Below are 11663 nucleotides of genomic sequence, written 5' to 3'. Positions count from 1 at the left end.
AATTACGGAAATGGAGAGTGCTTCTCCGGCATCTAAGCCTTTCACCTCAACCCCTCGTCCCGCAGCCAAGCAACGGTCGATCATGCCACTGGTAATTCCCCCACATTTCCGCCATATACAGCTCGAAAACACTGACGGGCATACCACCATGAGCAACACGGTCGAATTCGCGCGGATGAACGGGCTTGGCAACAAGATCCTGGTTGTCGACATGCGTGGCCGGAAAGACGTGGTGACGGCAGCGGCCGCGATTGCGCTCAATGCCGATCCCGCAACCCAGTTCGACCAGATCATGGCGATCCACGATCCGAAGGCGGAGGGTACCGACGCCTGGATCGATATCCTCAATTCCGATGGCACCAAGGCGCAGGCTTGCGGTAACGGTACGCGTTGCGTCGTGCAGGCGCTTGCGGCTGAAACCGGAAAGAAGGTGTTCACCTTCCAGACTGTCGCCGGCATTCTGAACGCCATCGAGCATGAGGACGGCACCATTTCCGTCGACATGGGCACGCCCGTCTTTGCCTGGGATAAGATTCCGCTGGCCGAGGAATTTGCCGATACGCGCCGCATCGAGCTGCAGATCGGGCCGATCGACAATCCTGTCCTGCATTCGCCTTCGGTGATGTCGATGGGCAATCCGCATGCGATCTTCTGGGTCGACAAGGACCCGATGTCCTTCGATCTCGCCCGCTTCGGCCCGTTGCTGGAAAACCATCCGATGTTCCCCGAGCGCGCCAATATCACGCTGGCGCAGTTGCTTTCACGGACCTCGCTGCGCACCCGCACCTGGGAGCGTGGCGCCGGTCTGACGCTTGCCTGCGGTTCGGCCGCCTGTTCGGCCGCTGTCAGCGCCGCCCGCACGGGCCGCACCGGCCGCAAGGTGACGATTGATGTCGCCTCCGCGCCGGCTTCTGGCCAGCTCATTATCGAATGGCGGGAAGCTGACGACCATGTCGTCATGACCGGGCCGGCGGAATGGGAATGGTCTGGCTCGGTCGATCCGTTGACGGGCAGCTTCACGCGCGCTCAGGAGCAGGGGGCTCTGGCGCGGTGAGCGGGGTCGAGGTCATTACCTTCGGCTGCCGTCTCAACACCTACGAATCCGAAGTGATGCGGGCCGAGGCAGAGAAAGCCGGGCTCAACAACGCCATCCTGGTTAACACCTGTGCCGTCACCGGCGAGGCCGTGCGTCAAGCGCGCCAGGCGATCCGCCGCGCGCGACGTGACAATCCGCATGCCCGCATCATCGTCACCGGCTGCGCCGCGCAGACCGAGAAGCACACTTTCGCCGACATGGCCGAAGTCGACGCCGTGTTCGGCAATGAAGAGAAGCTGACAAGCGCATCCTATCGCTCGCTGCCGGATTTCGGCGTTTCGGCGGAAGAGAAGCTGCGGGTCAACGATATCATGAGCGTGCGCCACACCGCGCCGCAGATGGTCAAGCACATTGACGGGCATGTGCGCGCCTTCATCCAGGTGCAGAATGGCTGCGACCATCGCTGCACCTTCTGCATCATCCCCTATGGCGCGGCAATTCCCGCTCCGTGCCGATGGGCGCGGTGGTAAGTCAGGCGCGCAATCTGGTGGAAAGTGGTTATCGCGAGATCGTCCTGACCGGCGTCGATGCCACCAGCTACGGCGGCGACCTGCCGGGCGAGCCGACGCTCGGGCTTCTGGCGAAGACGCTATTGAAGCAGATCCCCGAGATCCGCCGTTTGCGGCTGTCATCGATCGATAGCATCGAGGCGGATCAGCATCTGCTGGATCTGATCGCCGACGAGCCGCGCTTCATGCCGCATCTGCATCTATCGCTGCAGCATGGCGATGACATGATCCTGAAGCGGATGAAGCGGCGGCATTCACGCACCGATGCCATTCGTTTCATCGAGGATGTGCGGCGTCTCAGGCCCGAGATGAGTTTCGGCGCCGATATGATCGCCGGTTTTCCGACCGAAACGGACGCGATGTTCGAAAATGCCGTCAGCATGGCGGAAGAGGCTGGCATCGCGCATCTGCACGTCTTTCCCTATAGCCCACGCCCCGGCACGCCGGCGGCACGGATGCCGCAGCTCGACCGGGCGCTGATCAAGGAACGCGCCGCCCGATTGCGCGCCGCTGGACAAAGGCTGCATCAGGCCCATCTCGATACGATGGTCGGCACGCGGCAATGGCTGCTTGTCGAAAACAACGGCCTGGCGCATACGGAAAACTTCACGCTTGTCGCGGCACCGGGCCTCCGGCCGCGCGACCTTGTGCAGGTGGCGATCACCAGCCACAATGGCAAGCACCTCGACATGCAACTTGCGGCCGCTGACGCGGCCTGACCCCACGGAATTTTCATGGCGCTCAGTTTCATCAAAAAAGTCTTCACCTTCGGCCGCGAAAAGCCGGTGGAAGAGAAAGCGCCGGAAGAGGTTTCTTCGGTTGAGGTCGCTGTTCCTGCGTCGGAAGAGCCTGTGGTGGAGCCTTCTGTTGCGTCCGAGGTTGCCGAGCCTGTCGAGCCCCCCTCCGTCCCTTCGGGACATCTCCCCCACGAGGGGGAGATCAGTTGGAGGATGCCGGGCCACCGGAGCAAGAACAAGAAGCTGACGAGCACGTAGATGCTCCTTCTTCACAAGTGTCCGAGGCTTCCGAGCTAGTCGTCGACAATGAAGTTGCAGCACTGCCGGAGCAAACTCCAGATACCGAAGCCGATGTAGTGCCGGAAGCGGCCGCGATCGAACCAATCTCCCCCCTGTGGGGGAGATGTCCGACACGACAGAGGGGGTGACGAAGCCTCGGCAGATGCGGAGTTTTCGTCGGAAAGCACCGAAGTTCCGGCAGACACGGACCTAACCTCGAAAGACACCGACACCACCCCCATCCTCCCCAAAGGCTTCGCCACCGCCTCCAGCATCCCCGAACCTATCCCGGAAGCGCCCAAGCAAAAACTCTCCTGGTTCCAGCGCCTGCGCGCCGGTCTTGCGCGCACCTCGTCGCAGCTCACCGGCCAGATTACCGCGCTGTTCACCAAGCGCAAGCTGGACGACCAGACGCTGCAGGATCTGGAGGATCTGTTGATCCAGGCCGATCTCGGCGTCGAGACGGCGATGCGGGTGACCGATACGCTGGCATCTGAGCGTTACGGCAAGGATGTGACGGGCGAAGATGTTAGCCGGATCATGGCGCTGGAAATCGCGAAGGTGCTGAAGCCGGTCGCCAAGCCGTTGCAGCTCGATCTCAGCCACAAGCCGCACGTCATCCTCGTCGTCGGCGTCAATGGCACCGGCAAGACGACGACCATCGGCAAGCTGGCGTCGAAACTGTCGGGCGCCGGGCTCAAGGTCATGGTCGCCGCCGGCGATACGTTCCGTGCGGCCGCCATCGAGCAGCTGAAGATCTGGGCTGACCGCACCAAGTCGGAATTCATCGGCACGAAGCTCGGCGCCGATGCGGCAGGTCTCGCCTTCGATGCCTTCCAACAGGCCAAGGCCAACAAGAGCGATGTGCTGATCATCGACACCGCCGGCCGCCTGCAGAACAAGGTGGAGCTGATGGCGGAGCTGGAAAAGATCGTCCGCGTGCTCGGCAAGCTCGATCCGGATGCGCCACATACCGTGCTGCAGACGCTGGATGCGACCACCGGCCAGAACGCGCTGAACCAGGTAGAAATTTTCCGCAATGTCGCCGGCGTCAACGGCTTGATCATGACCAAGCTTGACGGTACGGCGCGCGGCGGCATTCTGGTCGCCATCTCGGCCAAGCACAAACTGCCGGTCTATTTCATCGGCGTCGGCGAAGGTGTAGATGATCTCGAGCCGTTCGAGGCCGAGGAATTCGCCCAGGCCATAGCCGGCATCAGCCCCGGAAACGGCCAATGAACGACAAGACCAAACTCGACGATAATGAAAGTGCTGCGATGACGACCAGTGACCGTGACCTCGCCCCAAGTGCTGCCGACAAGCATCATCCGCTATTGAAGCTGGTGCTGGAACTTGGGCCTTTGCTGGTGTTCTTTTTCGCCAATCTGCGCGGCGAATGGCTGGTGCAGCAGTTTCCGGCATTGTCCGCGCTCGGCGGTCCGCTTTTCGTTGCGACCGGGCTGTTCATGGTGGCGACGGCGCTGTCTCTCATCGTCTCCAAGGTCATGCTCGGTCATCTGCCGCTGTTGCCCTTCGTCTCCGGCATCGTCGTCCTCATCTTCGGGGCGCTCGGCATCTATTTGCAGAGCGAAATCTTCATCAAGATGAAGCCGACCATCGTCAACGCGCTGTTTGGCGTGGTGCTGCTCGGCGGCCTCTTTTTCGGCAAGTCGCTGCTTGGCTATGTCTTTAACGCTGCCTTTCAGCTCGATGCTGAAGGCTGGCGCAAGCTCACCTTCCGTTGGGGTATTTTCTTCCTGGTTCTTGCCGTGCTCAACGAAGTCGTCTGGCGCGGGTCGAACTGGCTTTACCTGCCCGACGTCAAGGCTGCGGACAATCTCTGGGTGAACTTCAAGGTCTGGGGCACGATGCCGATCACCATCCTCTTCACGCTGTCGCAGATGCCGCTGATCATGAAGCATACGATCGAGCCGCCGGCGGAAACAGAATGATGACCGCGCTCCCCGACACCGAAAACCGTTATCAGCGGCAGAGTTTCTGGCTCATCGCCTGCGCCCTGGTCCTGCTCGTCCAGATCGTCGCGGAATATATGATGGGCCGGGTGCCGATCTGCACCTGCGGTTATGTCAGGCTCTTCGAACCCGTGGTCAATTCCAGCGGCAACTCGCAGCATATGGCGGATTGGTACACGCCGTCGCACATCATCCACGGCTTCCTGTTCTTCGGGCTGACGCATCTGATCATGCGCCGCAAGCCGCTCTCCATGCGCCTGTTCGTCGCCATGCTGATCGAATCCGGCTGGGAGCTGCTCGAAAACTCGCCCATCATCATCGACCGCTACCGCGCCGCGACGATCTCGCTCAATTATGTCGGCGACAGCATTTTGAATTCGGCGATGGACGCGGTGTTCATGGTCGTTGGCTTCTTGTTCGCCTGGCGCGCGCCGGTGGCGCTGACCATCGTGATCGCCATCTTCTTCGAGCTGCTAACCGGCTGGCTCATCCGCGACAATCTCACCCTGAACGTCATAATGCTGGTTTGGCCGATCGAGGCGATCAAGACCTGGCAGGGCGGGCTTTAAGAGGATTTTGAAGCTGGCCTCGCGGCCACCTCGTGGTTCGAGGCTTTGTTACCTGCGCTATGGCTTCGGTAACAAAGCGCCTCACCATGAGGTGGGGCAGCTTCTGCGGTTGAGCGACAAAGATCAGCCCTCATGGTGAGGTGCGGAGGCCCGCAGGGCTGGAGCCTCGAACCACGAGGGCGGGTGGTTACGCCCCCGGCTTGCCCAGCGCCTTTTCCATGGCCGGATACAGCCCCTCTTTCAGGCTGGTGGCAGTGAAGGGGCCGACCTGTTTGTAGAGGATCGTGCCGTCGGGGGCGACGAGGTAGGATTCGGGGATGCCGTAGACGCCCCAGTCGATCGCGGCCGAGCCGTTTGGATCGATGCCGATGGCGTTATAGGGATTGCCGAGTTCGCCGAGGAAACGCAGGGCGTTTTCGCTGGTGTCCTTGTAGTTGATGGCGACGATATTCAGGCGGCCGTCCTGGGCGAGCTGCTTCAGGACAGGATGTTCATCGCGGCAGGGGATGCACCAGGAGGCGAAGACGTTGACCAGCGTCAGCTTGCCCTTGATGGCGGCGTCGGTCAGCGGCGGCAGGTTGGAGCCGTCAAGCGGCGCCATTGCCAGTGCCGGCGCCTTCGTGCCGATCAGGGCGGAAGGGATGGCGGAAATATCGGTGCCGTGGACTTCCTGATCATACATAACCTTGCCGACGGCGAGCGCAATGCAGGCAAAGACGATCAGCGGAATGAGCGCCATCAGATAGCGTGCGGTGCCGCCCGACTTCGGCTCGCCGCTTTTCTCGGTTTCGATGCTCATTGCGCCTTGTCCTTCGGCGCGCGCTGCGACCGGCGGCGGATGCCGGAGGCTTCGAGCACTGCCATTTCCTTGCGGCGCAAACGACCGTCGATCCATGTCCAGGCGATGATGGCAATAATCATGGCGGCGGCGAAGCCATAGGAACCGTAGACGTAAAAGGGATGGGTCATGCTAGTCCTCGCGGGCGGCCATGCGCGCGGCGAGACGGCGCTGCGCGGCGATGCGGCGGCGCCAGATCTCGTTGCGGATCGCCATCAGGTGCAGCGTGAAGAACAGCAGCGTGAAGGCAAGCGCCATGGTGAAGAGCGGCCAGAGAAATTCCGCATCGATGGCGGGGCCGTCCATGCGCATGAGGCTTTCCGACTGATGCAGCGTGTTCCACCAGTCGACTGAGAATTTGATGATCGGGATATTGATGAAGCCGACGAGGATCAGCACGGCGGTGACGCGTGCGGCCCTGGACGGATCGTCCATGGCGCGGTTGAGCGCAATCAGGCCGAGATACATCAGGAAGAGAATGAAGACCGAGGTCAGCCGGGCGTCCCAGACCCAATAGGTGCCCCACATCGGCTTGCCCCAGAGCGAACCGGTGACGAGCGCAATGAGCGTGAAGGCGGCGCCGAGGGGGGCTGCAGCTCTGGCCGAGACATCGGCGAGCGGATGGCGCCAGACCAGCGTGCCCATCGCCGATAGGCTCATGATCGTGTAGCACATCATCGACAGCCAGGCGGCCGGCACATGGATATACATGATGCGGACGGTATCGCCCTGCTGATAGTCGCCTTCCGTCGAGAAGGAGAGATAAAGGCCGATCGCGAAGAGTATGGCGGTGATCGCCGCCAGCCACGGGATCAGACGCGCCGACAGCGCCAGAAACCGGGTCGGATTGGCGAGGTCGGAAAATCGGCTGATCGCAGGGCTGATATCGCTCATGCGATTTGTTTAACCCGATATGCTTTTGACGGCAATCGACCGGATCGCCTGAGATCGATCAATCCGTCGTGTTGCGCAAGGCGATTGCCGCCGCCGCCGGGCCGAGCACTGCGAAGAACAGAGTGAGTGCCATCAGGATGAGGAAGGGCGGCAGGAAAGGCTGCGGACCCTCGACGGCGGCATAGGTGGCGCTGACGCCGAAGATCAGCACGGGAATGGCGAGCGGCAGCACCAGGATCGACACCAGCAAGCCACCGCGCGGCAGGGCAACGGCAACAGCAGCGCCGACCGCGCCGATGAAGGTGATCGCCGGTGTGCCGACGAGCAGGGTCAGGGCCGTCGCGCCGATCGCCATCTCATTCATATTCATAAAGAGACCGAGCAGCGGCGAGGCGATCACCAGCGGCAGGCCGGTCGCCACCCAGTGTGCTGCGCATTTGGTCAGCACTGTCAATACCAGCGGCGTTTCCTGCATCACCAGCAGATCGAGCGACCCGTCATCGCGTTCCGCCTGAAACAGGCGGTCGAGGCCGAGCAAGGCGGACAGCAGCGCGCCGATCCAGACGATGGCCGGGCCGATGCGCGATAGAAGCTTGAGGTCCGGGCCGACGCCGAAGGGAATGACGGCGACGACGGTCAGGAAGAAGAGAATGCCGATGAGCGCGCCGCCGCCGGCACGAACCGAGAGTTTGAGGTCGCGGAGGAAGAGTGCGGTCATGGGTGGCACCCGGTATGAGGGAGATTGCCTTTCGCTTGGCTCAAGGCGCGATAAGCGTGCGCTTCTCGCCACCCCCCTCTGCCCCTTTGGGGCATCACCCCCACAAGGGGGGAGATTGCGGGCGGCGGCTTCTCGCCCTGTTCGGCCTTATAATGCTCAGCGAATTCAATTGTTTGTTGTTTGGAGAGGTTCGAGCCGCAGGTTTTCAATCTCCCCCCTTGTGGGGGAGATGTCACGACAGTGACAGAGGGGGGTAGCTTATCGTGCAACGATGAGCGCCTCGAGCAAAGCGAAAGGCAATGTCTCCTCATCATCCCCAAACCCCCTCACTCACTCCAACAAACCCCGTCATCCGCATCTCCCGCGCATTATCGAGCCCCAGCGGCTGATGCGTTGCCGCGAGCACGATGCCGCCCGCCGTCTGATGCGAGGCGATCAAATCGCCAAGCAGTCGATCCGCTGCCGTGTCCAGCGCCGCCGTGGGTTCGTCGAGGATCCAGATCGGACGATAAGCGACGAGTAGTTTGGCGAAAGCTATCCGGCGTTGCTGGCCGGCAGAGAGGTAGCCGAAGGGGAGGTGGGTGATGTTGGCAAGACCGACGGCCTCAGTGGCATCTTCGATCGCAAGGCCGGCGCCGCCCTCCATATCGCCGAGAAACTTTTTCCAGAATGTCAGGTTCTCCGCAACCGTAAGTTCGGATTTCATCGCATTGCGATGGCCGAGATAATGGCTGGCTTCCCCCGGCTGACGGTCCGATTCTCCTTGGGAATCCGTGAGAATCACCTGACCTTTTTCCGGTCGCAAGAGGCCGGCGACGACACGTAAAAGTGTTGATTTCCCCGAGCCGTTTCGGCCGGTAAGGATCAGGGCTTCTCCGCCCTCCAAGTCAAAGGAAACACTCGCGAAAATCAGGTCTTCGCCTCGCCTTGCGGCCAGGTTTTCAGCGCTTAGATGCATCAGCTCAGGCTTTCCCCATTTTCGTTGTCGCAGTGCGAAAAAATCTCAAATTTTGCGCTCGGCCACTCTGGCAAGTCTTTACGAAATTATCTATAAGACCGGCAACCACGCCAGCGGTCGGCGTGAATTTCATCCTTGCGCCGAACATAAGGTGTTTTTCCTTACGTGCGGACAGCGGAAATGGCCGTACCCGCATCCTGATGTGCATTAAAGTGCATAGGCGTTCGCACGACTGTGTTGGCTATCAGAAACGGGGTATCTCGTGTCTAAATCTCTTGACAGTTTCAATTGTCGGTCCACGCTGACCGTGGGCGGAAAAGACTATGTCTATTTCAGCCTACCCAAGGCCGAGGCCAATGGTCTGCCCGGTGTTGCCAAGCTTCCCTATTCGATGAAGGTTCTTCTGGAAAACCTGCTGCGCTTCGAAGACGGGCAGACGGTCACCAAGGAACACATCCTTGGCGTTGCCGAGTGGCTGGTCAACAAGGGCACCGTCGAGAACGAAATCGCCTATCGCCCGGCGCGCGTGCTGATGCAGGACTTCACCGGCGTGCCCGCCGTGGTCGATCTTGCCGCCATGCGTGACGCGATGGTGTCGCTCGGTGGCGATCCTGAAAAGATCAACCCACTGGTTCCCGTCGACCTCGTCATCGACCATTCGGTCATCGTCGACGAATTCGGCACGCCGCAGGCTTTTGCCCGCAACGTCGAGCTCGAATATGAGCGCAACGGCGAGCGTTACCGCTTCCTGAAGTGGGGCCAGCAGGCGTTCAAGAATTTCCGCGTCGTTCCTCCCGGCACCGGCATCTGTCATCAGGTGAACCTCGAATATCTCGGCCAGACCGTCTGGACGAAGGAAGAGGACGGCGAGACCATCGCCTATCCCGACACCTGCGTCGGCACCGATTCGCATACGACCATGATCAACGGTCTCGGCGTTCTCGGCTGGGGCGTTGGTGGTATCGAAGCTGAAGCCGCCATGCTCGGCCAGCCGGTCTCCATGCTGCTGCCGGAAGTTATCGGCTTCAGGCTCACCGGCAAGCTCAAGGAAGGCGTCACCGCGACCGACCTGGTGCTGACCGTCGTGCAGATGCTGCGCAAGAAGGGCGTTGTTTCCAAGTTCGTCGAATTCTTCGGCCCCGGCCTAGACGCGCTGCCGCTCGCCGACCGTGCTACCATCGGCAACATGGGTCCGGAATACGGCGCGACCTGCGGCTTCTTCCCGGTCGACAAGGAAACCTTGAACTATCTCGACATGTCCGGTCGCGCGAAGGATCGTATCGCACTGGTCGAAGCCTATTCGAAGGCGCAGGGCATGTGGCGTGACAACGACGGCGCCGACATCGTCTTTACCGATACGCTGGAACTCGAGCTTAGCGACGTCGTGCCGGCCATGGCTGGCCCGAAGCGCCCGGAAGGCCGTATTCCTCTGGAAAACATCGCCTCCGGTTTCGCCGGCTCGCTGGACACCGAATACAAGAAGCCCGGCCAGCTTTCGAACCGCTATGCGGTCGAAGGCACGGATTTCGATCTCGGCCATGGTGACGTGGCGATTGCCGCCATCACGTCGTGCACCAACACCTCGAATCCGTCGGTGCTGATCGCCGCCGGCCTTCTCGCCCGCAACGCCGTTGCCAAGGGCCTGAAGACCAAGCCGTGGGTCAAGACGTCGCTCGCACCTGGATCCCAGGTCGTCGGCGAATATCTCGCCAAGTCCGGCCTGCAGGCCGATCTCGACAAGCTCGGCTTCAATCTGGTCGGCTTCGGCTGCACCACCTGCATCGGCAATTCCGGCCCGCTGCCGGCGCCGGTCTCGAAGACGATCAACGACAAGGGCCTGATCGTTTCCGGCGTTCTCTCCGGTAACCGCAACTTCGAAGGTCGTATCTCGCCTGACGTCCAGGCCAACTACCTGGCCTCGCCGCCGCTCGTCGTCGCCTATGCGCTCGCCGGCACGGTGCAGCTCGACCTGACCAGCGAACCGATCGGCGAAGACCAGGACGGCAAGCCGGTGTTCCTCAAGGACATCTGGCCGACCTCGCATGAGATCCAGGAATTCATCCTGAAATACGTCACCCGCGAACTTTACGAATCCAAGTACGCCGACGTCTTCAAGGGCGATGCCAACTGGCAGGCCGTGCAGATTCCTCCGGGCCAGACCTATGCCTGGGACGATAACTCGACCTATGTGCAGAACCCGCCTTACTTCGTTGGCATGGGCAAGACCGGCGCCGGCATTTCCGACATCAAGGGTGCCCGCGTTCTCGGCCTCTTCGGCGACAAGATCACCACCGACCACATTTCCCCGGCCGGTTCGATCAAGGCTGCCTCGCCGGCTGGTGCTTACCTCATCGGTCATGGTGTCGGCGTTGCCGACTTCAACCAGTACGGCACGCGTCGCGGCAATCATGAAGTCATGATGCGCGGCACCTTTGCCAACATCCGCATCCGCAACCACATGCTCGGCCCGAACGGCAAGGAAGGTGGCTACACCATCCACTATCCGTCCAAGGAAGAGATGTCGATTTACGATGCGGCCATGCAGTACAAGGCCGAGGGCGTTCCGCTCGTGATCTTCGCCGGTGTCGAATATGGCAACGGTTCATCGCGCGACTGGGCTGCCAAGGGCACCAACCTGCTCGGCGTGCGCGCCGTCGTCGCCCAGTCCTTCGAGCGCATCCATCGCTCGAACCTGGTCGGCATGGGCGTCATCCCCTTCGTCTTCGAGGACGGCACCACCTGGGCCACCCTCGACCTCAAGGGCGATGAAGTCGTCTCGATCGAGGGCCTGGAAGATATCAAGCCGCGCGAGCGCAAGATCGCCAAGGTCACCTATGGCGACGGCACAGTCCGCGACATCCCGATCATCTGCCGTATCGATACGCTGGATGAGGTCGTCTACGTCAACAATGGCGGCATCCTGCAGACGGTTCTGCGTGATCTCGCTGCCTGATCGGCGTTAAAGCCATCTTTGCACGCCGCCGGGGGAAACTTCTCCGGCGGCGTCATGTTTTTCACGCTGATGTGTTCGGTGTGGTGGCCTCAGGGCCTTCTCTCACCCCTTCGTGACTTTTAGTCATCGCGCTTAGCTA

General features: G+C 61.3%; 9 protein-coding genes and 2 pseudogenes. 6 read left to right on the top strand and 5 right to left on the bottom strand.

The features are described 5' to 3' along the window. Window positions 1-148 precede the first annotated feature (148 nt). From dapF to HB780_RS24000, 5 genes and pseudogenes are all read left to right on the top strand, one after another. Window positions 149-1054, top strand: a complete 906-nt coding sequence (dapF, locus tag HB780_RS24020; protein ID WP_183689863.1) for a diaminopimelate epimerase — start codon at window positions 149-151, stop codon at window positions 1052-1054. Beyond that, a pseudogene (gene mtaB / locus HB780_RS24015) lies at window positions 1051-2324 on the top strand (tRNA (N(6)-L-threonylcarbamoyladenosine(37)-C(2))-methylthiotransferase MtaB). Before dapF ends, mtaB begins: the two are co-directional and overlap by 4 nt. 15 nt (window positions 2325-2339) lie before the next feature. After that, window positions 2340-3860, top strand: a pseudogene (ftsY, locus tag HB780_RS33390) (signal recognition particle-docking protein FtsY). Then, window positions 3857-4573: a septation protein A gene (locus HB780_RS24005; protein ID WP_183689862.1), complete on the top strand. Its 717-nt coding sequence runs from the start codon at window positions 3857-3859 to the stop codon at window positions 4571-4573. Before ftsY ends, HB780_RS24005 begins: the two are co-directional and overlap by 4 nt. Further along, the gene (locus HB780_RS24000) at window positions 4573-5163 is read left to right on the top strand and encodes a DUF2585 domain-containing protein (RefSeq protein ID WP_435693927.1); all 591 of its coding nucleotides are present in this window, start codon (window positions 4573-4575) and stop codon (window positions 5161-5163) included. The genes HB780_RS24005 and HB780_RS24000 overlap by 1 nt, the downstream gene beginning before the upstream one ends. A 187-nt stretch (window positions 5164-5350) precedes the next feature. On the opposite strand, the gene HB780_RS23995 is transcribed toward HB780_RS24000, so the two are convergent. From HB780_RS23995 to ccmA, 5 genes are all read right to left on the bottom strand, one after another. Continuing rightward, on the bottom strand, window positions 5351-5962 hold the full coding sequence (locus HB780_RS23995; RefSeq protein ID WP_183689860.1) for a DsbE family thiol:disulfide interchange protein: 612 nt from the start codon (window positions 5960-5962) through the stop codon (window positions 5351-5353). Then, window positions 5959-6132, bottom strand: a complete 174-nt coding sequence (gene ccmD, locus HB780_RS23990; protein ID WP_183689859.1) for a heme exporter protein CcmD — start codon at window positions 6130-6132, stop codon at window positions 5959-5961. Before ccmD ends, HB780_RS23995 begins: the two co-directional genes overlap by 4 nt. 1 nt (window position 6133) lies before the next feature. Beyond that, window positions 6134-6895, bottom strand: a complete 762-nt coding sequence (locus tag HB780_RS23985) for a heme ABC transporter permease (RefSeq protein WP_183689858.1) — start codon at window positions 6893-6895, stop codon at window positions 6134-6136. Window positions 6896-6953: 58 nt separating this feature from the next. Continuing rightward, window positions 6954-7613, bottom strand: coding sequence for a heme exporter protein CcmB (gene ccmB, locus HB780_RS23980; RefSeq protein ID WP_183689857.1), 660 nt, complete (start codon window positions 7611-7613; stop codon window positions 6954-6956). Between the two features lie 310 nt (window positions 7614-7923). After that, window positions 7924-8571, bottom strand: coding sequence for a heme ABC exporter ATP-binding protein CcmA (ccmA, locus tag HB780_RS23975; RefSeq protein WP_183689856.1), 648 nt, complete (start codon window positions 8569-8571; stop codon window positions 7924-7926). Between the two features lie 262 nt (window positions 8572-8833). Here ccmA and acnA point away from each other — a divergent pair, with 262 nt between their 5' ends. Further along, a complete protein-coding gene (acnA, locus tag HB780_RS23970) occupies window positions 8834-11524 on the top strand; it encodes an aconitate hydratase AcnA (protein ID WP_183689855.1) in 2691 nt (896 codons plus the stop codon). The last annotated feature ends 139 nt before the right edge of the window (window positions 11525-11663 follow it).

The organism is Rhizobium lusitanum (genome assembly GCF_014189535.1).
GTDB lineage: Bacteria > Pseudomonadota > Alphaproteobacteria > Rhizobiales > Rhizobiaceae > Rhizobium > Rhizobium lusitanum_C.
This window is presented reverse-complemented; position numbering and strand designations above follow the sequence as displayed.